General features: G+C 60.0%; 19 protein-coding genes. 3 read left to right on the forward strand and 16 right to left on the reverse strand.

The window, feature by feature from the left end; translation table 11 throughout:
* Position 1: 1 nt before the first annotated feature.
* The 5 genes from AC1Q5O_RS17505 to AC1Q5O_RS17525 are packed head-to-tail and all read right to left on the reverse strand — an operon-like array spanning position 2 to position 4,613.
* A complete protein-coding gene (locus tag AC1Q5O_RS17505; protein ID WP_245421075.1) occupies positions 2–931 on the reverse strand; it encodes a branched-chain amino acid ABC transporter permease in 930 nt (309 codons plus the stop codon).
* A 55-nt stretch (positions 932–986) separates the two neighbouring features.
* Positions 987–1,874, reverse strand: coding sequence for a branched-chain amino acid ABC transporter permease (locus AC1Q5O_RS17510; protein WP_223614846.1), 888 nt, complete (start codon positions 1,872–1,874; stop codon positions 987–989).
* A 3-nt stretch (positions 1,875–1,877) separates the two neighbouring features.
* Positions 1,878–2,588, reverse strand: a complete 711-nt coding sequence (locus tag AC1Q5O_RS17515; protein WP_223614847.1) for an ABC transporter ATP-binding protein — start codon at positions 2,586–2,588, stop codon at positions 1,878–1,880.
* Positions 2,581–3,402: an ABC transporter ATP-binding protein gene (locus AC1Q5O_RS17520; RefSeq protein ID WP_492564647.1), complete on the reverse strand. Its 822-nt coding sequence runs from the start codon at positions 3,400–3,402 to the stop codon at positions 2,581–2,583. The genes AC1Q5O_RS17515 and AC1Q5O_RS17520 overlap by 8 nt, the downstream gene beginning before the upstream one ends.
* Before the next feature lie 5 nt (positions 3,403–3,407).
* Positions 3,408–4,613, reverse strand: coding sequence for an ABC transporter substrate-binding protein (locus AC1Q5O_RS17525; RefSeq protein WP_464664534.1), 1,206 nt, complete (start codon positions 4,611–4,613; stop codon positions 3,408–3,410).
* A gap of 303 nt (positions 4,614–4,916) precedes the next feature.
* Between AC1Q5O_RS17525 and AC1Q5O_RS17530 the strand changes: the two genes are divergently transcribed.
* Positions 4,917–5,828 (forward strand): LysR family transcriptional regulator, encoded by a 912-nt coding sequence (locus tag AC1Q5O_RS17530; RefSeq protein ID WP_492564649.1) that lies wholly within the window; start codon positions 4,917–4,919, stop codon positions 5,826–5,828.
* On the opposite strand, the gene AC1Q5O_RS17535 is transcribed toward AC1Q5O_RS17530, so the two are convergent.
* From AC1Q5O_RS17535 to speB, 10 genes are all read right to left on the reverse strand, one after another.
* Positions 5,810–6,934 carry an NAD(P)/FAD-dependent oxidoreductase gene (locus AC1Q5O_RS17535; RefSeq protein ID WP_492564651.1) on the reverse strand — a complete coding sequence of 375 codons (1,125 nt, stop codon included), beginning with the start codon at positions 6,932–6,934 and terminating at the stop codon, positions 5,810–5,812. The genes AC1Q5O_RS17530 and AC1Q5O_RS17535 overlap by 19 nt on opposite strands.
* On the reverse strand, positions 6,931–7,710 hold the full coding sequence (locus AC1Q5O_RS17540; RefSeq protein ID WP_492564653.1) for a carbon-nitrogen hydrolase family protein: 780 nt from the start codon (positions 7,708–7,710) through the stop codon (positions 6,931–6,933). The genes AC1Q5O_RS17535 and AC1Q5O_RS17540 overlap by 4 nt, the downstream gene beginning before the upstream one ends.
* Positions 7,707–8,507 (reverse strand): ABC transporter permease, encoded by an 801-nt coding sequence (locus AC1Q5O_RS17545; protein WP_464664537.1) that lies wholly within the window; start codon positions 8,505–8,507, stop codon positions 7,707–7,709. Before AC1Q5O_RS17545 ends, AC1Q5O_RS17540 begins: the two co-directional genes overlap by 4 nt.
* Positions 8,504–9,358: an ABC transporter permease gene (locus tag AC1Q5O_RS17550; protein ID WP_288192218.1), complete on the reverse strand. Its 855-nt coding sequence runs from the start codon at positions 9,356–9,358 to the stop codon at positions 8,504–8,506. The genes AC1Q5O_RS17545 and AC1Q5O_RS17550 overlap by 4 nt, the downstream gene beginning before the upstream one ends.
* Entirely contained in the window at positions 9,355–10,392 is a 1,038-nt protein-coding gene (locus tag AC1Q5O_RS17555; protein ID WP_464664539.1) for an ABC transporter ATP-binding protein, read from the reverse strand. Before AC1Q5O_RS17555 ends, AC1Q5O_RS17550 begins: the two co-directional genes overlap by 4 nt.
* Positions 10,393–10,521: 129 nt before the next feature.
* A complete protein-coding gene (locus AC1Q5O_RS17560) occupies positions 10,522–11,601 on the reverse strand; it encodes an ABC transporter substrate-binding protein (RefSeq protein WP_464664856.1) in 1,080 nt (359 codons plus the stop codon).
* A 77-nt stretch (positions 11,602–11,678) separates the two neighbouring features.
* The gene (locus AC1Q5O_RS17565; protein WP_492564656.1) at positions 11,679–12,326 is read right to left on the reverse strand and encodes an amino acid ABC transporter permease; all 648 of its coding nucleotides are present in this window, start codon (positions 12,324–12,326) and stop codon (positions 11,679–11,681) included.
* Positions 12,323–12,991: an amino acid ABC transporter permease gene (locus tag AC1Q5O_RS17570; protein WP_492564658.1), complete on the reverse strand. Its 669-nt coding sequence runs from the start codon at positions 12,989–12,991 to the stop codon at positions 12,323–12,325. The genes AC1Q5O_RS17565 and AC1Q5O_RS17570 overlap by 4 nt, the downstream gene beginning before the upstream one ends.
* A gap of 3 nt (positions 12,992–12,994) precedes the next feature.
* Positions 12,995–13,804, reverse strand: a complete 810-nt coding sequence (locus AC1Q5O_RS17575; RefSeq protein WP_223614857.1) for a transporter substrate-binding domain-containing protein — start codon at positions 13,802–13,804, stop codon at positions 12,995–12,997.
* A 75-nt stretch (positions 13,805–13,879) separates the two neighbouring features.
* Entirely contained in the window at positions 13,880–14,944 is a 1,065-nt protein-coding gene (speB, locus tag AC1Q5O_RS17580) for an agmatinase (protein ID WP_492564661.1), read from the reverse strand.
* A gap of 223 nt (positions 14,945–15,167) precedes the next feature.
* Here speB and AC1Q5O_RS17585 point away from each other — a divergent pair, with 223 nt between their 5' ends.
* Complete coding sequence (locus tag AC1Q5O_RS17585) at positions 15,168–16,214, forward strand: LysR substrate-binding domain-containing protein (RefSeq protein WP_492564662.1); 1,047 nt, start codon at positions 15,168–15,170, stop codon at positions 16,212–16,214.
* Positions 16,215–16,225: 11 nt separating this feature from the next.
* A complete protein-coding gene (locus AC1Q5O_RS17590; RefSeq protein ID WP_492564663.1) occupies positions 16,226–17,401 on the forward strand; it encodes an aminotransferase in 1,176 nt (391 codons plus the stop codon).
* A gap of 39 nt (positions 17,402–17,440) precedes the next feature.
* Here AC1Q5O_RS17590 and ggt read toward each other — a convergent pair whose 3' ends face one another.
* The gene (gene ggt, locus AC1Q5O_RS17595; protein WP_492564665.1) at positions 17,441–19,186 is read right to left on the reverse strand and encodes a gamma-glutamyltransferase; all 1,746 of its coding nucleotides are present in this window, start codon (positions 19,184–19,186) and stop codon (positions 17,441–17,443) included.
* Positions 19,187–19,268 lie beyond the last annotated feature (82 nt).

Genomic DNA, 19,268 nt, shown 5'->3' on the forward strand with positions numbered 1-19,268 from the left:
GTCAGTGCCCGGAGCTGCTCTCGAGTTTCTTGCCGAACCGCGAGGCGTAGAGCTCGCCGATAATGCCGCGGCGGAAGACGAGGACGCAGACCATGAAAATGATGCCGGTGATCACCGTGACAGGGAATTCCGATGTGGCGAGATAGTTTTCCAGCGCCGTGATGAATCCGGCCCCAACGATCGGGCCGACCAGCGTGCCGATGCCGCCAAGCAGGGTCATGAGCACGACCTCGCCGGACATCTGCCAGCTGACATCTGTCAGCGTTGCAAACTGAAAGACGATCGCCTTCAAGCCGCCGGCAAGGCCGGTGAGCGCTGCCGACATGACGAAGGCCGCAAGCTTGTAGCGGGCAACGGAATAACCGAGCGAAATGGCGCGGTTCTCGTTTTCCCGGACGGATTTGAGGATCATGCCGAAGGGCGAATTGATGATGCGCCAGATGATGAAGACACCGATGAGGAACACGGCCAGCACGAAGAAATACATGTTGAGCGGATCGTTCAGATCGATGAAGCCGAGGAGCTTGCCGCGCGGCACGCCCTGAATGCCGTCTTCGCCCTTGGTGAAGGATGCCTGCAGGCAGAAGAAGAAGAACATCTGCGACAGGGCGAGGGTGATCATCGTCGAATAGATACCCTGACGCCGGATGGCAAAGAAACCGATGATCAGTCCGAGGATCGTTGCGCCGAAGACGCCGAGCAGGATGCCGAGTTCCGGTGGAAAGCCCCATTCCTTGACGGAATGGGCGGTAAAATAGGCGGCTCCGCCAAAGAATGCCGCATGGCCGAAAGAGAGTATGCCGGTATAGCCGAGAAGCAGATTGAAGGCGCAGGCGAACAGTCCGAAACACAGCACTTTCATCAGAAAGACCGGGTAGAAATGGAAGGGCGCGAGAATGAGCGCTGCGACGCCGATAAGGATCAGCAGCATTTCAAGATTGAGAAACCTGCTTTTCTGGCCTGGGGAAACTGTTGTATCGGTCATGTCAGACCTCCTTTCCGAACAGGCCTGCCGGACGGACAAGCAGAACGATCGCCATGATGACGAAGATCACGATATTGGAGGCCTCGGGGTAGAACACCTTGGTCAGGCCCTCGAAAATACCGAGCATGTAACCGGTGACGATGGCGCCGAGAATGGAACCCATGCCGCCGACAACCACCACGGCGAACACGACAATGATCAGGTTGGTGCCCATGAGCGGGCTCACCTGATAGATCGGTGCCGCCATGATGCCCGCAAGCCCGGCAAGCGCGGCGCCGAGGCCATAGGTAAAGGTCAGCAATATCGGCACGTTGATGCCGAAGGCCCTAACAAGCGTCGGATTTTCCGTCGCCGCGCGCAGATAGGAACCCAACCGGGTTTTCTCGATCAGAAGCCAGGTGGCAAGACAGATGGCAAGGGATGCCAGCACCACCCAGGCGCGGTATTTCGGCAGGACCATGAAGCCGAGATTATAGCTGCCGGTGAGAGCGGCGGGCACCGCATAGGGTTGTCCCGCCGCACCGTAGTAATAGCGGAAAGTCCCTTCGATCACCAGCGCGAGCCCGAAAGTGAAGAGCAGGCCATAGAGATGATCGAGATTATAGAGACGCGAGAGTGCGACGCGTTCGACGATCGCACCCGCGACGCCGACGATGACGGGCGCAAGGATCAAGGCTGGCCAATAGCCGATGCCGAGCTGGGCAAGCAGGAGATACCCGACAAAGGCACCCAGCATATACTGCGCGCCATGGGCGAAGTTGATCACGCGCAAGAGGCCGAAGATGATAGCGAGGCCAAGGCTGAGCATGGCGTAGAAGGAACCGTTGATGAGGCCGATCAGCAATTGTCCGAGGAAGGCCTGCAGGGGAACGCCGAAGATCATGGTCATGGGTCAGACTCCCAGCGCTTCGTTGAGCATGGACATGCGTTCCGGCAGTTCCCGGACATGGAAATTGTCGATGATCTTGCCGTGATCCACCACGTAGAAGCGATCCGCGACCTTGCTGGCGAAACGGAAATTCTGCTCGACCAGCAGAATGGTCATGCCGCGCTGCTTCAGCGTCACCAGCACTTCGCCGATGCGCTGCACGATGACCGGGGCAAGGCCTTCGGTCGGTTCGTCAAGCAGCAGCAGTTTGACCCCCGTGCGCAGGATGCGGGCAATGGCCAGCATCTGCTGCTCGCCGCCGGAAAGTTTGGTTCCGGGACTGTTGCGCCGCTCCTTCAGATTGGGGAAAAGATCATAAATCTCCGGTATCGACATGCCGCCCTTGGCAACGATGGGCGGCAGGTTGAGATTCTCATCGACGGAGAGCGTCGCGAAGATGCCGCGCTCTTCCGGCACGAAACCGATGCCGGCATGGGCCGTGCGGTGCAGGGGAACGCGCATCATATCCCTGCCGTCAAAGGCGATGCTGCCGGTGCGCTTGCGGATAATGCCCATGATCGAACGCAGGGTCGTGGTCTTGCCGACGCCGTTGCGGCCAAGCAGGGTGACGGTTTCGCCCTCGTGTATATCGAGATTGACACCATGCAGCGCGTGGCCTTCGCCATACCAGGCATGGAGATCGCGGACGGCGAGGAGGGGTTTGGCATCACTCATGTTCGGTCCCCATATAGGCAACGCGCACCCGTTCATCCTGGCTGACCGTCTGGTAGTCGCCTGAGATGAGAATCTCGCCGCGCTGCAGGACGGTGACCTGATCGCAAAGATCGGCAACGACCTTCAGATTGTGTTCGACCATCAGGATTGCCCGGTCGCGGGCCACCTCGCGAATGATCTCGGCAACGATATGTACGTCCTCGTGGCCCATGCCCGCCATGGGTTCATCCAGAAGCAGTACCTTGGGATCGAGCGCCAGCGTTGTGGCGATCTCCAGCACGCGCTTGCGGCCATAGGAGAGGTCAGCGGCCAGTTTCTTGTGGGCGTCGTGCAATCCGACGGCCGTAATCAGTTCCATGGCCCGGTCGTTCAGCCGGTTGAGCGCGCTGGTCGGCAGCCAGAACTGCGTCGACAGGCCGGCCGGGCGTTGCAGGGCCACGCGCACATTGTCGAGAACGGTGAGATGCGGGAAAACCGCAGAAATCTGGAACGAGCGAACCAGCCCCATACGGGCGACTTTTGCCGGGTCTGTTCTGGTGATGTCCTGATCGAGCAGGGTGATCGTGCCGCTCGACGGCTGCAGAAACTTGGTCAGGAGATTGAAAACAGTGGTCTTTCCCGCGCCGTTGGGGCCAATCAGTGCGTGGACTTTCGCATGATGGATATCCAGATCCACATTATTGACGGCGATGAAGCCGCCAAAATCCCGGCGCAGGCCGCGGGCGGAGAGAACCACCCGGGATCCGGCGTTACCGGCGCTGCCGGGGGAAGTATGTCCTCCCCCGAATGCCGTACTGCTCAACGAAGCCGTCATCCGGACTACTTGGCCAGATCGCAGCCGCTTTCGGCTGGCTTTATATAGGCCTCATCGCCCGGAACCGTGGCCAGAACCTTGTAATAGTCCCATGGCTCCTTGCTTTCCGATGGCTTCTTGACTTCCATCAGATAGACATCGCTGATCAGGCGGCCATTGGCTCCGACCTTGGCGCCACGTCCGAAGACGTCATCGACAGGCATTTCATGCATGGCAGCGGCAACTTTTTCCGTGTCATCGGTGCCGGCTTTCTGAATGGCTTTCAGATACTGTGTGACCCCGGAATAAGTCGCGGCCTGGATCATGTTCGGCATGCGGCCGGTGCGCTTGAAGAACCTGCGCCCGAACTCGCGGGACTGGTCGTCGCGATCCCAGTAGAAGCTTTCCGTCAGGGTCAGGCCCTGGGCTGCTTCAAGGCCGAGGCCGTGCACTTCCGCCAGGGTGAAGAGCAGGGCTGCCAGACGCTGGCCGCCCGATACGATGCCAAATTCGGCGGCCTGCTTGATGGCATTGGCGGTGTCGAGACCGGCATTGGCCAGACCGATCACCTTGGCACCGGATGACTGCGCCTGCAGCAGGAACGAGGAATAGTCGGCTGTTGCCAGCGGATGACGCACGGAGCCGACCACTTTACCGCCCTTCGACGTCACATATTTGGTCGTCTGTTCTTCCAGGGAATAGCCGAAGGCATAGTCGGCGGTGAGGAAGAACCAGGTATCGCCACCCTGCTTGACGAGTGCACCGCCGGTGCCGACAGCGAGAGCGTGGGTGTCATAGGCCCAATGGAAACCATAGGGCGAGCACTGCTTGCCGGTTAGTTCGGCCGTGGCCGCACCGGTCACAAGATCGATCTTCTTCTTTTCCTTGGAGATGCCCTGCACGGCGAGCGCGACGGACGAGGTGGTCAATTCCATGATCGCATCGACCTGCTCCGTGTCATACCACTGGCGGGCGATATTGGAGGCAATGTCCGGCTTGTTCTGATGGTCGGCGGTGATGACCTCGATCGGCGCGTCGAGAACCTTGCCGCCAAAGTCTTCGGCGGCCATCTTCGCCGCTTCGAACGACCACTTTCCGCCGAAATCCGCATAGACACCGGATTGATCGTTCAGGATGCCGATCTTGACTTTGCCGTCCGAAATGCCTGCACTTGCAGCGGGCATAACGGTTGCAGCCATCAGGGCAGCGGTTGCAATTGCCAATAATTTCATTCTGTTCTCCTCCCAAAGAAACGCCGCTCACAGAATCATCGTATGATGGACCGTCGCGGACTTGATCGTCTCGGCTGAAAATGACCCAAAGCCATGACGCAGAGATGTCTGCGCCCAATCGGTTCGGTTCTCCTCCTCAATCCGGTCAGCCATTCCTCTCTGCCGGATAATTCTTGCCCCTATGATTGTCCCGTTTCTCGTGGCAGGCAACCATTCGTTGAAAAAACTGTAGCATTGACAAATAAGTACACAAACACCTATTTTTGCACAGAATAGGTACAAATACGTACATATGGGTGCGCCTTGCGGCAATACACATGGGACGATCTGCAATATTTCCTGGCGGTGGCGCGGACCGGTCAGCTCACGACGGCAGCGCGTCGCCTGCGCACCAATCACGTCACCGTCTCCCGGCGCATTGACAGGCTTGAGGAGGCACTTTCGGCGCGTCTTTTCGAGCGGAATCCGCGTGGATACATTCTGACGGCACTTGGCGAGAAGCTGATTGAATCGGCTGAAATCATGGAGCGCGAAGCCGAGCGCTTTCAGAATGAAGCCTCCGGCGGAACGGTCTCGCTCAGCGGTGTCGTGCGCTTGAGCATTCTGGAGGGGATAGCCAATTTCTTTCTGGCGAACCGCCTGCCCATCATGGCGCAGTCCTACCCCAGTCTTTCCGTGGAAATGGTGACGATCCAGCAGATTGTCTCGCTGTCGCGCCGCGAGGCGGATTTGTCGATCACGCTGAATCCGACACGCACGGGCCCCTATCATCAGGAAAAACTGATGCCCTACCGCTTGTTCATCTATGGGGCGAAAGACTATCTCGCCCGGCATCCGGCGATCCGGCAACGCGCCGATCTCTCCGCTCACCGCTTCATCGGCTATATCGAGGATATGATTTTCACGCCCGGGCTCGACTATATGCGCGAGATTCTTCCCGGTCTGCGGCCGGCCTACCAGAGCTCAAGCATTTTTGCCCAGTTGAGCGCCGCCCGCTCGGGTTTCGGCCTTTGCATCCTGCCCTACTTCATTGCCTACAATTATCCGGAACTGATGCCGGTGCTGCCAAAGGAAATGCACCTCAATCGCGATTACTGGCTGATCTGCCATGAGGATATCGTCAACACGCCGCGCATCCGCGTGCTCAGCGATTTCATCCGCTCGGAGGTTGGCAGCCAGACGGCGATTTTTGGCGGCTATCCCCTGCTTGATTGAAAGCGGGCAGCAGACAGGCGCGGGGCGATGTTTGCCAGACCATCCGGCAAGGATTGCTGGCGGATGAGCTTGGCAGCAAGCTGCGATAGCGCCGGTGCAGTCTGGATACCATATCCTCCCTGTCCGGCGAGCCAGAAGAACCCGTCGAGTTCTGGGTCAAATCCCGCAACGGGTGTGCGGTCCGGCGCGAAGGTGCGCAGCCCGGCCCAACTCCGTTCGACACGGTTGACCGGTATCGTGACCGCCTGTTCATAGCGGTAGAGGCCTTCGGCGAGGATCATGTCGTCCACATAGGCGTCATGCGGTTCCACCGGGGTTTCATCACCGGGCGAGACGAACAATCGTCCGCCGTCAGGCTTGAGGTACCAACTCTCATTGGCATCGTCGACCACCGGCCAGCTGCGGGTGTCGTAGCCCTCCGGCGCGGGCAGCACGGCGACCGAGCGGCGCAAGGGGGTGAACCCAAGCGGCTTGCCGCCGAAAATGCCTGCGATGACATCGGCCCATGCGCCGGAAGCGTTGATGACCGTAGGGGCGCGGAATGTCTGACCCGGTGTCTCGACCAGCCAAAAGCCGTTCACCCGGTTCGCGCCGATGACTTCGCATGACGTGCGAAGTTCGGCGCCAAGGCCCGTCGCCTTGCGCAGCCAGCCCTGGTGCAGGGCATTCACGTCGATGTCCTGCGCTTCAGCCTGATAGCAGACCGCCTTGATATGATCGCGGTTGAGGATAGGCACCATTTCCACGGCCCGGTCTACGCTGATCTCCTCGACATTGACGCCGTTTTTAATCATGTCCTCGCAGCTTGCAATGCCGGTTTCATCGGCGATGGTGAGGGCACCACGGGGTGTCAGCAGCGGTTCGGGAAACAGGTTCGTGTCACGCTGCGTGAACATGGGCGCGCTGAAATGATTGAGCGCACGAATAACATCGTTGCCGTAATTGGGGAGGAATATGGCAACCGAGCGTCCCGTCGAATGGTAGGCCGGCTGGCTCTCCCGTTCGACTATGATGACCTTGTGCGTATGGGCGAGCTCGGCGGCTACGCCAACGCCGGCAATGCCGGCGCCGATGATGAGAATGTCGGTGTCGATGATGTCGGTCATATCCGCGTCAGGTCTTTCAGATAGGGATTGCTGTCAATCGATGCTGCAAAGGCGTGCCGGTCGATGTCGGCAAAAACCAGGTGTTCATTGGCGTCCGTGCAGGCAGCGATAAGGCTGCCATCCGGCGCGGCTATACGGGAGAGGCCGGCAAAAGTGAAGCGTTCGTCGCTGCCGGCGTGATTGACATAGGCGACAAATAGCTGGTTTTCGAACGCGCGTACCTGAATCATGTGCGCGGCGATGAATTCGCCGGATGGGCCCGCGGGAAGCGCCGTCGGCACGAGGATCATCTGTGCGCCCGCCTGTGCCAGGCGGCGGACATTCTCCGGAAATTCCACATCGTAGCAGATCAGCATGCCCAGCTTCAGCCCGGCAAGCGGGACAATGCAGCTGGCCGGTTTTGCCGGGGTAAACAGGGCCCGCTCATAATCGCCATAGAGATGCGATTTCCTGTAGATGGCAGGCTGGGTATCGCCGCAGACAAAGGCTGCGCTGTTGTAGATGTGATCGCCGTCGCGTTCGGCAAAGCCCGCGATGATGGCTATGGCGTTGGCCTTGGATATGGCCTGCAACCGATCGATCTGTTCGCCATTGGCCGGCTCTGCCAATCCCGTGATCGTCTCTCCCGCACCGTAACCGGTCAGGGCGAGTTCCGGGGCGACAAGCAGGTCGGCACCGGCTTTGGCGGCAGCTTTCGCGGCTTGCCCGATGCGTGCCAGATTGGCGCTGACATCGCCGCAAACCGCCTGCATCTGGAGTGCTGCCATCCGCATCATTTGTCATCCGTGGCCATGGCACCAAGCAGCTTGGGCAGGTCGCCGAATTTTGCAACCAGCGAGAAGATCACGGCGGCGGTGGCGACGAAGAGAATGGTCACCGAGGCCATGGTCGGCGTATAGCCGTAGCGCAGTGCATTGAAAATCTTGATGGGGAGCGTTTCCAGCGTAAAGCCGACGGTCATATAGGCAACGATATACTCGTTGAGCGACAAGACGAAAGCGAAGGCGTAGCCGGAAACCAGATAGGGCAGGATCAGCGGCAGGATGACCGTGCGGAAAATGGTGCGATCGCTCGCGCCCATGGTGGCCGCAGCCTCGACGAAGGAGCGGTCGATGGATGAAAAGCCGAGCGACAAGGTCACCAGCGGCAGGGTGACGAAGAAGATCGCGTGACCGATGACAGCGGTCCATGGCTGACCATAGAAGCCGGTGGTGGCCCAGAATGTCAGAAGGCCGAGCGCGGTGATGACCGGCGGCAGCGTGAACGGCGCAATGCCGAGGACCTGAAAGATGTTCGCCCACGGTGCAATGCGGCGCCACAGGAACCATGCAAGCGGCAGCGCAATCAGCACGGCCAAGGCCGCCGACGTGGTGGCGAGGACGACCGAGGCAATGAGAGCACTGCGCCATTCCGGATTGAGGAAGATTTCGCCGTACCAGGCCAGCGAAAAGCCCTGCGGCGGAAAGGCAAGCGTCTGCTTCGCGTTGACCGACACGCCGGCAACCACGATCAGCGGAAGCGCCAGAAACAGCCCGACGAGGAAGAAATAAAGGCGTCTGAGGGTGGTCATCATGCCTTTTCTCCCTTGCGTCCGATCAGCAATGTCAGGGCCACCAGACCAAGCGTCACAAGCACCAGAAACACGGCCATGGCCGCCGCAAACGGCATGTTGGACTGGTAGATCGCCTGATCGGTGATGAGGACGGAGAGCGTCCAGTGCTGCGGCCTGCCAAGAATCTGCGGCAGCAGATACGAACCCAGCGCGAAGATGAACACCATGATCAGCGTCGCCATGATCGTGTTGCGCAGCGCCGGCACAAGCACGTTGAAGAAGGCGCGCACCGGCGACGAGCCCAATGTCCGCGCCGCTTCCATCAGGGTGGGATCGAGCCGGACAAGGGCGGGGTAAAGGACAAGCACCGTATAGGGCAGCGCCTGATAGACCATACCCGTCAGCACCGCGCCAAAGCTCGGCGACAGGGCGACGGCCTGTTTCATCAAACCCAGTTGGACAAGAATGTTGGTGATCCCGGCCGTGCGGGAAAACAGGGTAGACCAGGCAAAGCCGATGATGACTTCCGACAGCGACAGTACGGAGAGCAAGGCCACGAGCCAGATCACCTGCAACCGGCGCGGCAGCTTGGACAGGAGATAGGTGAAGGGCAGGGCAAGGACGACGCAGCAGATGGCGACGGTGACAGCCAGCATCAGCGAGAAGCCGAGAACGCCGCCGAAGAAGACGCTGAGAAAGCGCTCGTAATTGGAGAAGACGAAGGCAGGCGTATAGAAGCCGCCCTGCTGGCGCTGGAAGAAACTCACAGCGATCATGGTGCCGAACGGCACCACAAAGAACACCAGCAGCATGCCCGCGGGGAAAAACAGCGGCCCGTAATCGGCTATGGATTGGGGGGCTTCGCGTTTCATTGTTTCAGCACCACGCAGACATCGGGTGCAAGCACGATGCCGACCTGTTGTCCGGCTGTCACCTCGGGCCGGGCACGCGGCGTCGAGACGGCGACGATCTGCTTGCCGCCCGCTTCCACGAAGGTTTCGATCGTGCCGCCAAGATCGCGCACGAAGGTCACGGTGCCGTTGATGGCGCCATTGCCCGGCGCCGTCAGGTGCACATCTTCCGGCCGCACGGAAATCGTTGCTTTCTGCAGTCCTGCAGGCAGGACGAGACCGGGCACGCTGTGCCCGAAGATGGTGGCGGCGCCCGAACTGTCGGCCGTTGTTTCGATGAGATTTGTCGAGCCGATGAAGTCGGCGACAAACGTATCGGCGGGCTTGCGGTAGATTTCGATCGGGGAGGCGGCCTGGCGGATATGGCCGCCATTCATGACGACCACCGTATCGGCCATGGTCATGGCTTCGCGCTGGTCGTGCGTCACCACGATGGTGGTGATGCCGAGCTTCTGCTGCAGCTGCCGCAGTTCCACCTGCATCGCTTCACGCAGCTTTGCATCGAGCGCCGAGAGCGGCTCGTCCAGCAGGAACAGTTTGGGCGAAAGCGCCAAAGCGCGGGCGATGGCCACGCGCTGGCGCTGGCCGCCGGACAGTTTCGAAACGGGCCGGTCGCCGTAGCCGGGCAGGTGGATCAGGGCCAGCAGTTCATCGACGCGCTTTTTCTGGTCTTCACGGCCTTTGCCGCGAATGCGCAGGGGATAGGCGATGTTCTCGCCAACGCTCAAATGCGGGAACAGGGCCAGCGACTGGAACACCATGCCCAGATTGCGCTTGTGGGTCGGGACCTTGGTGATGTCTTCGCCGTCGAGCAGGATGGAGCCGCCGGTCGGGTCGTCGAGCCCGGCAATCATCCGCAGGAGCGTGGTCTTGCCGCAACCCGATGGCCCGAGCATGCATACAAACGTGCCGTGCGGCACGGAAAGCTGCACATTCTCCACGGCGGTAAATGTACCAAATTGCTTGGTTACACCGTTCAATACCAGTCCGGACATCGAGCCCTCGTTTCATTCGTCGTCGTTAAAAAGAAACCCGGTTTGGAATAGGCCGGGTTTCACCTTTGTACAATCCGGCAGGCTGCCGCCGGTTCCGGAAAGCGTATCCGCGACCGGCAGCAAACGCGATCAGCCAACGATCAGCTCGGTCCATTTCTGGTTGAGGAAGTCGGCCTTGGTCGTCAGCAGGTCGTAGCGCGGCAGGATCGGTTCGATATCCGACGATACAGCCGCGAATTCCTTTTCATTCAGGTCGAGCAGTTCGCGCTTGACCGTCGGAGCCGTCCCCACCTTGCGGGACAGGGTCGCCTGAATGGCTGGCTGGCTCATGTAATCGATGAAGATATGCGCTTCGTCGATCTTCTTTGACGCGCGCGACACCGCCCAGCAGCCTGAATCCTGGATGCCGCCTTCCTTCGGGAAGGTGGAGCGGACAGGATGCCCCTCAGACGCTGCCAGGCCGGTAACGTCGTGATAATACTGGCCCATCGGGATTTCACCTGATTTCAGCGCCTGCTCGAACTGCGCTTCGTCGCGGTACCACAGCCGGACATTCGGCTTCACTTCGGCCAGCTTGTCGAAGACCTTGAGGATGCCTTCCTCCGTATCGAGGGCATTGGTGCCGCCGAAGAAGGTTTTTGCGGTCACTTCCAGAAGGAACGAGTTGGAAACGAGGGCAAGCAGGCCGAGTTTGTCGGCGTTTGCCGGATCCCAGAAGGCCTGCCAGGATGTCGGCGCTTCCTTGTAGACATCGGTGTTGGTCACGAGCGTGATATACCATGCCACCGCGCCGATACCGGCGATGCGCCCATCGGGATATTTGTTGATGAAACGGTCGAGCAGGTTCTTCGCGTTCGGCAGTTTTGCCGTGTCAAGCGGCGTCCAGAGTTCGGTCGACTGGCCCTTGATCATGGCAACCTGCGACATCATCGAAATATCGGCGGGGGCAGCACCGGCCTTGGCAGCCTGTTCAAGCTGAACCAGCCAGGCTTCGCCCGTCGGTTCTGCGACGGATTCAACTGCAATGCCGGTTGCCTTGGTGAATTCGGGGAAAATGTTCTTGTCGAACGAATTCTTGAAGTAGCCGCCATAGACGCCGATTTTCAGGGACTTGTCCTGTGCGCGCAGCACGGACGGCATGGCAAGCATTGCGGTGCCCAAAGCCCCGGCAGCCAGCACGGTACGCCGGTTGACGGCTGTTTTGATCATTGTATCCATAGTCCGATCTCCTTCTTGTTGGCCAGTTTCTGGCTGATTCCCACTCTTTTACCAACACTGCGCGCGCTCTAGCGCTGTGCGGTACGAAGTTCCAGTTTCTTAGTGTAGCGCGTCAGCGGATAGCACAGAACAAAATAGATCAGTGCCACCAGCCCATAGACGGTGAAAGGTTCGAAAGTTGCATTGTTGATGGCGTTCGACGTCCTGACCAGTTCCTCAAATCCGATGATCGACGTCAAAGCCGTGCTCTTGATCAACTGCACGAGAAAACCGACTGTCGGTGCCCGTGTTATGGCAAAGGCCTGCGGCAGGATGACCAGCCGCAGCTGTGCGAAATAATGCAGGCCAAGGCTGCTGCCGGCGTCCCATTGTCCGTTCGGCAGCGATTGCACACCGCCCCGCCAGATTTCGGCGAGGAACGCGCTGGCGCAAAGCGTCAGACCCAGCACCGCGGCCGTCCAGGCTTCGATGCGGAAGCCGAGCAGCGGCAGGCCGAAGAACAGCAGAAACAGCTGCATCAGCAGCGGCGTTCCCTGAAACAGGCCGATGTAATATTGGGCGCCGCGGCGCAGCCAGTTGCGTTTCGAGATGCGTGCCAGAAGGATAGCCACGCCGACGACGGCGCCACCGGTAAAAGCGACGATGGAAAGCAATACCGTCCAGCGGGCCGCCAGCAGCAGATTGCGCGCTATGTCCCAGAAGGTGAACTCGATCATGCCATGCCTCCGGCAATTGATCGGCGTCCGGCCGCATAGAGCAGCCTGCGCAGGGCGATACTGAGCCCGAGATAGACCAGGGTCACGATGAAATAGGTTTCGAAAGCGCGGAAGGTGCGTGCCTGAAGCATGTCGGCCTCGTAGGTCAACTCCCGCACGGCGATCTGCGAAACCACGGCGGATTCCAGCATCATGATAACGATCTGGCTGGTCAGGGCGGGGAAGATAACCTTTAGCGCCTGAGGCAGTACGATCTTGATGAAGATGATCCTCGGGCGAAGGCCAAGCGCCTTCGCCGCTTCGGTCTGCCCCTTGTGAACGGCATCCAGTCCGGCGCCAACGATCTCTGTGCTGTAGGCCGCCATGTTCAGGGTCATGGCAAGGATCGCTGCCGCAACGGGGTCAAGGCGGATGCCGAGGCGCGGCAGGCCGAAAAAGATGAAGAACAGCTGCACCAGAAACGGTGTGTTGCGGATGAGTTCGACGTATCCGGCAACCAGCTTGCGCAGGATCGCATGGCGGCTGCGGCGCCCGATGGCGCCGAAGATGCTGAGCAATGTGCCAGCGACTGAGGTCACGGCGATCAGAAAGACCGTCATGGCCGCACCGCTGGCAATCATGCCGATCGCATCGTTCAACCAACCGAAATCGAGCGCATAACCCACAGGTCAGTCCTTGAGATTGGCTGGATTGAGCGGTGTCTTCAGCCAGGCCTCGGAACTCTTGTTGAGCGAGCCATCCGCCAGCATCTTCGCGACGGCATCGTTGACGGCCTGCTTGAGACGGTCCTCTTTCTTGTTCAGGGCGATATGCGAGGGAGAGGTCAGAAGCTGGAATTTCTGTTCCGGCGCAAGGGCCTCCTGCCGTGCGAGCACCTGTGCGCCCACGTCGTTGCCCACCACCATGAGCTGCGTCTGGCCGGAGATGAAGGCCTGGATGACGGCGTTGTAATTGTCGAAGCGCTTCACGTCGGCCGAAGCCGGTGCCGCCGCAGTCAGGGATGTGTCTTCCAGCGTGCCGCGATTGACGGCAATGCTCTTTCCGGCGAGATCGTCCTTGTTCTTGATCTCAAGCGCCTTCGGCCCGATCACCGCGATGTAGTACGGCGCATAAGGCGCGGCGAAATCGAGGACCTGTTCGCGTTCCTTGCTGTAGCCGACGCTCATCAGCAGGTCGACGCGATGTTCCGTGAGGTAGGGAATGCGGTTCTGGCCGGTGACGCTGACAGTCTTGAGTTTGACCTTCAATGCGTCGGCAAGAGCCTGGGCCACGTCGATATCATAACCCTTCAGGGTCATGTCGGCGCTTGCCGACGAGAAGGGCGGGAAGTCGGCAAAGACACCGACATTGATAACGCCGGCTTTGGTGATGTCGTCGATGGCGTCGGCGCGTGCCGCCGTTGCCGACATGGCGATGGTTGCTCCACCCAGCAGCAGAAGCGCGGCAAAGGATGATTTGAGCGTGGTTTTGAATGTCATGGCAGTCCCCTTCTTGTTATTATGTGACGGTGCGGAATGGTATCGCCGCACCGTTTGTTGGTCTGTTGATACGTGTCAGTCGCGTTTTCCTGCAACGAACGGGCTGAACACCATCAGGCTCAGGATTTCGAACAGCACCTGTGCGCCCGCATGGGCGGTGTTGGTGGTCGCGTCATATTGCGGTGCCACTTCCACCACGTCGCCGCCCACCAGGTTGATGCCCTTGAGGCCGCGGATCAGTTCGAGCACTTCGCGGGTGGTCAGGCCGCCCACCTCGGGCGTGCCGGTGCCTGGCGCAAAGCTCGGATCGACGCTGTCGATGTCGAACGACAGATAGGTCGGACCGTCGCCGACGATCTTGCGGGCCTTCTCGATGATGGCGGGCATGCCAAGGCCGGTTACCTCTTCCGCATGGATGACGGTCATGCCGGATTCGTACGAGAATTCCCACAGATATTCCGCCGAGCCGCGAATGCCGATCTGGACCGTGCGGGTCGGATCGAGGACCCCGTCGAGCACCGCATTGCGGAATGGCCCGCCATGATGGAACTTCGTCTGGTCGAAGGCGCCGCCCGTATCGCAATGGGCGTCGATATGGATCATGCCGACCGGACGCTTCTTGCCGACGGCCTTGAGAATAGGATGGGTGATCGAATGGTCGCCGCCGACGGCAAGCGGCACCACGCCGGCGTCGACGATCTGGTTGAACCGTCGCTCGATATCGTCATGGCTCTGTTCCAGCCGGTAGCGGCTGGCAAAGGGCACGTCGCCGATATCGGCAACGCGCAGGTCAAAAACGGGCGCGCAGCCGAGCACATGGTTGTACGGTCCGATGCGTTCGATGGTGCGCACGGCGCGCGGACCGAAGCGCGAGCCGGGACGGTTGGTGACGCCAAGGTCCATCGGAACGCCGACAATGGCCACCTGCAGATTGCCGAAATCCGGTGTCACTGCATCGACCGGCATATAGGGCGCGGTGAGGAATGTCGGAATGCCCGCATAGGGTGCAAGCCGCGTGCCGCTCTTGGAGAAAATCTTGTCCGCAACCTTGCGGAAGATTGGATCGAACAGCTCGCCGCCATGGCTTTCGCCATACTTGGCCCGCAGATCGCTCAGCTTCTTCTCATCCCACGATGTCATGACACTATCCCGTTCTCTGAAAGCTCGGGGGAAACGCGGGAGGGATTGCCCTTGCGAGGGTTGTCCGATGTGATCCGCTTCTGTCAGTTCCCCTGGGCTTTTCGCCTTCGTTGGCCATATTATCGATGCAAAGGCGATGGAAAAGCAATTGACATTGTTGTAGGGATTAGTGTGAGAAAATCTCACATGACAAATCCAAATTTGATGTCTATTGGAGTCTCCCATGACGCTTGGCCGGTTGCCTCCATTGAATCCCCTGCGCGCCTTCGAAGCGACGGCGCGGCACGGTTCCGTGACTGCCGCTGCCCGCGAACTCAACGTGACCCACGGTGCCATCAGCCACCAGATCAAAGCATTGGAAGCAACGCTCGATGTGCAATTGTTCGAGCGCGGTGCGCAGCGGCTGAAACTGACGGCGCAGGGCGCGCTGCTGCTGCCGACCATTTCCAAGGCATTCGAGGATATTGCGACGGCGACAGCCCTGATGAAGCGCCCCACGACCAAAGGCGAATTGACGGTGACCTGCGTGCCGGCACTTCTGTCGCTCTGGCTCATTCCGCGCATGAACCAGTTCACCGAACAATATCCCGATATCCGGCTGACACTGATTGCCACCAATGAGGCGCATCATCTCCAGTCGCCGGATGTGGATGTCTGCGTGCTCTATGGCGATGGCAAATGGTCGGACTGCTGGTCACGTTTGTGGAGCACGCTGAAGCTTTTTCCGGTGGCCAGCCCGACGCTGCTCAACAGCCGCCCGCTGCGCTCGGTGCGCGACCTGCGCAACCATGTGCTCCTGCATGGCGATGACGGGCGCGAATGGAACACCTGGCTGGCCGCCGCCGATGCCACGGATCTTGCGCGCGGTGCCCAGCATTTCATGAGCGATGCGCGGCTCTCGACGGAGGCTGCGCTTTACGGGCAGGGCGTTTCGCTTGGCGATACGATCACCGCGAGCAACCTGATCGCCAAGGGTGAACTCATCGTTCCCTTCGACCTGACCGTTCCCGCCAACGACGCATTCCATGTCGCCTGCCGCAACGAGGTGCGCAATGCGCCCATCGTCAAGGTTTTCATCGACTGGTTCTTCGCTTCGCTGGAAACCGATACCATCACGGAACCGCAGACCTCGGCCCGCCGGATCATCCGGCGGCGCAACGGCAAGATCAGTGCGCCCGAGCGCGCGGCGACACCGCCATCCATTCCCACAACACGAGCCAAAAGGCCTGACCGCACGCAGAAACGGCGTGCCAAGGCCGATACCCGATAGGACGATCATCCATGACTGCTGCTGTGCTGAACCCGCTCGTCACCCGCCTGTCTCCCCCGCCTATTCCGGCCGTACAGGCCTGGGGCCGGGCCTATGCCGGCGGACATGGCCCCTTGATCGACCTGTCGCAGGCGGTTCCGGGCTATCCGCCGCATCCCGACATGCTGCGCTGGCTGGGCGAAGCGGCATCTTCGGTTGCTTATGCCAATTACGGGCCGATCGAGGGCGAGACGGTTCTGCGCGATGCCTATGCCGCGCATGTGTCGGCGCTTTATGGCGCTGGAATCAGCGGCCGGAACATCCACATCACATCGGGCTGCAACCAGGCCTTCATCTGCGCCGCCATGGTCGTGGCCGCCGCGGGCGAAACGGTGCTTGTCACCGATCCCTTTTATTTCAACCATGAAACCACGCTGTCGATGCTCGGTATCACGACGGGGTTTGTCGCCTGCGATGCGGCCGACGGTTTCGTGCCGACAGTGGAGGCGGTTGAAAAAGCGCTGGTGCCGGGCGTGCGGGCCCTGGCGCTGGTCACCCCGAACAATCCGACCGGCGCGGTCTATTCACCTGACCGGCTCCGCGCAATTTTCGAGGTTTGCAGGAAGCATGGCATCTGGCTCATTCTGGATGAGACCTACCGCGACTTTCTTGCCGATGGCGCGGGTGCACCGCATGGTCTTTTCAATGAAGGCGGCTGGGAAGACAACCTCATCCAGCTCTACAGCTTTTCCAAATCCTTCTGCATTCCCGGACACCGGCTGGGGGCGGTAACGGCGGGTGAAACCGTTGTTACGGAAATTGCCAAGATCATGGACAATCTGCAGATCTGCGCGCCGCGCGCACCGCAGATTGCCGTAGCGCATGCGCTTCCCGCATTGAGCGACTGGCGCGCCGCCAACCGGCTGGAAATTGAAACCCGTGCCCAGGCCCTGCGTGAGACCATGTCCGGTCTTGGCGGCTGGAAGCTCGAAGCCGTCGGTGCCTACTTCGCGTTTGTCCGCCACCCCTTCCCGGGCAAGACCTCGGTCGGAGTGGCCGAGCAATTGGCGAGACAGGCGGGCATACTGGCCATTCCCGGTGAATATTTCGGCGCCGGACACACGCAGTTCCTGCGCTTTGCCTTTGCCAATGCAGATGCCGCAACTATTCGGCAGTTGCGTGGCCGCATGGTCGATTTCAGCATCTGACAACAGGAGCTGGCAACGTCGTTGCCAGCTCCTGGGGTTTCAGTAGCCTTTTGCTTCGCCCGAGCTGGCGCGGCTGTCGATGGCGCCGTTATACCGCGCGCCGTCACCCTTTTCGATGTCGGAAAGGCTCGCGCCGCCGACGAGGATGCCTGCGGCCTGGCCCCAGATCGACCAATCCTTGTCGATCTGGACAGTGTGGCCCATATCGCTCAATACCTTGCGCGTATCTGCCGAGAGGGCATAGGGCTCCATGAAGACCTTGTCGGGCAGCCACTGATGATGGACGCGCGGCGCGTCAATGGCTTCCTGGATGTTCATGCCATGATCGATGACGTTGAGGATCGCTTCCAGCGTGATAGTGATGATGCGCGAACCGCCGGGGCTGCCGATCACCATGAACGGCTTGCCGTCCTTGGAAATGATCGTCGGGCTCATCGAGGAGAGCGGTGTTTTCTTCGGCGCGATGGCGTTGGCTTCGCCCTGTACCAGCCCATACAGATTGGGAACGCCGGGCTTAGAGGTGAAATCGTCCATCTCGTTGTTAAGAAGCACACCGGTTCCAGGCGCCACGACGCCCGCGCCGAAGGAGCCGTTCAACGTATAGGTGACGGCAACCGCATTGCCGTCATTGTCGATGATCGAATAGTGCGTTGTTTCCGTGCTCTCGCCAAAACCTTTCGGCATCAGTTCCTGCGATACGCCGGCCTTGAACGGGCTGATCTTCTCGCGGATTTCCTTGGCATAGGCCTTGTCGAGCAATTTCGACACCGGATTGTTGACGAAGGCCGGATCACCCAGCGCCGCGTTACGGTCGATATAGGCATAGCGCATGGCCTCGACCATGGCATGCACGGTTTCGGCGGAGCCGTAGCCGAGATAGGACAGCGGATAGCCCTCGAGCACGTTGAGGATTTCGCAGATGATGACGCCGCCGGAGCTTGGGGGCGGCGACGACACGATGTCATAACCACGATAATTGCACTTCACCGGCTCCAGCTCGCGCACCGAATACTGCTCGAAATCCTGCTTGGTCAGAATGCCGCCCTTGTCCTGGCTGGCTTTCGCAATGGCATCGGCAGTAGTGCCTTTGTAGAAGGAATCAGGCCCCTTGTCGGAGATGCCGGACAGGGTCGCGGCAAGATCGGTCTGGACGAGCGTTTCGCCAACCGCATAGGGCTTGCCGTCGGGCTTCAGGAAGATCGCCGCTGCGGCAGGGTCCTTGGCCAGCTTCTTGTTGCCGGCTTTGAGTGAATTGATATCGCCCTGAACCAGCTCGAAACCATCCCGCGCAAGACGGATCGCCGGTCCCAGCAATTCCTCGCGTTTTTTGGTGCCGTACTTCTCACGCGCCAGTTCGAATCCTGCAACGGTTCCCGGCACGCCAACCGCCAGATATCCGTCGAGGCTTAGACCTTTGACGATATTGCTCTTGTCATCGAGATACATGGTTTTGGTGGATGCCAGCGGAGCGCGCTCGCGAAAATCGAGAAAGGTGGTCTTACCGTCCTTGAGGCGGACGGTCATGAATCCGCCACCGCCAATATTGCCTGCCGTAGGGTAAAGCACAGCGAGCGCATAACCAACCGCTACCGCCGCGTCCACGGCATTGCCGCCACTTTTCAAAACGTCAACGCCGACTTCCGTTGCCAGATGCTGGGCTGATACGACCATGCCATGCTCGGCTTTTGCCGGTTCAGGCGATGCTGCAAAGGCTGTGGTGATGGGGATTGTGCTCAAGGCGAGGGAAACGGTGAAAGAAACCACCGTCGTGAAACGGGTCTGCATACTCTTCCTCCTGCTGGCAATCTCGGGAACGGCTAGAGGAACCTCTCCCGCATGTGATGTCCAGTATGAAAGCGACTTGTAC

The organism is Phyllobacterium sp. MT110 (assembly GCF_058792715.1).

Excerpts from the sequence above, each read along its gene's own strand:
- speB (WP_492564661.1), bottom strand. The coding sequence starts at position 14,944 with ATGACATCGTGGGATGAGAAGAAGCTGAGCGATCTGCGGGCCAAGTAT.
- AC1Q5O_RS17540 (WP_492564653.1), bottom strand. The coding sequence starts at position 7,710 with ATGATGCGGATGGCAGCACTCCAGATGCAGGCGGTTTGCGGCGATGTC.
- AC1Q5O_RS17560 (WP_464664856.1), bottom strand. The coding sequence starts at position 11,601 with ATGATCAAAACAGCCGTCAACCGGCGTACCGTGCTGGCTGCCGGGGCT.
- AC1Q5O_RS17575 (WP_223614857.1), bottom strand. The coding sequence starts at position 13,804 with ATGACATTCAAAACCACGCTCAAATCATCCTTTGCCGCGCTTCTGCTG.
- AC1Q5O_RS17545 (WP_464664537.1), bottom strand. The coding sequence starts at position 8,507 with ATGATGACCACCCTCAGACGCCTTTATTTCTTCCTCGTCGGGCTGTTT.
- AC1Q5O_RS17585 (WP_492564662.1), top strand. The coding sequence starts at position 15,168 with ATGACGCTTGGCCGGTTGCCTCCATTGAATCCCCTGCGCGCCTTCGAA.
- AC1Q5O_RS17515 (WP_223614847.1), bottom strand. The coding sequence starts at position 2,588 with ATGAGTGATGCCAAACCCCTCCTCGCCGTCCGCGATCTCCATGCCTGG.
- AC1Q5O_RS17535 (WP_492564651.1), bottom strand. The coding sequence starts at position 6,934 with ATGACCGACATCATCGACACCGACATTCTCATCATCGGCGCCGGCATT.
- AC1Q5O_RS17525 (WP_464664534.1), bottom strand. The coding sequence starts at position 4,613 with ATGAAATTATTGGCAATTGCAACCGCTGCCCTGATGGCTGCAACCGTT.
- AC1Q5O_RS17510 (WP_223614846.1), bottom strand. The coding sequence starts at position 1,874 with ATGACCATGATCTTCGGCGTTCCCCTGCAGGCCTTCCTCGGACAATTG.
- AC1Q5O_RS17565 (WP_492564656.1), bottom strand. The coding sequence starts at position 12,326 with ATGATCGAGTTCACCTTCTGGGACATAGCGCGCAATCTGCTGCTGGCG.
- AC1Q5O_RS17590 (WP_492564663.1), top strand. The coding sequence starts at position 16,226 with ATGACTGCTGCTGTGCTGAACCCGCTCGTCACCCGCCTGTCTCCCCCG.
- AC1Q5O_RS17520 (WP_492564647.1), bottom strand. The coding sequence starts at position 3,402 with ATGACGGCTTCGTTGAGCAGTACGGCATTCGGGGGAGGACATACTTCC.
- AC1Q5O_RS17505 (WP_245421075.1), bottom strand. The coding sequence starts at position 931 with ATGCTGCTGATCCTTATCGGCGTCGCAGCGCTCATTCTCGCGCCCTTC.
- ggt (WP_492564665.1), bottom strand. The coding sequence starts at position 19,186 with ATGCAGACCCGTTTCACGACGGTGGTTTCTTTCACCGTTTCCCTCGCC.
- AC1Q5O_RS17555 (WP_464664539.1), bottom strand. The coding sequence starts at position 10,392 with ATGTCCGGACTGGTATTGAACGGTGTAACCAAGCAATTTGGTACATTT.
- AC1Q5O_RS17550 (WP_288192218.1), bottom strand. The coding sequence starts at position 9,358 with ATGAAACGCGAAGCCCCCCAATCCATAGCCGATTACGGGCCGCTGTTT.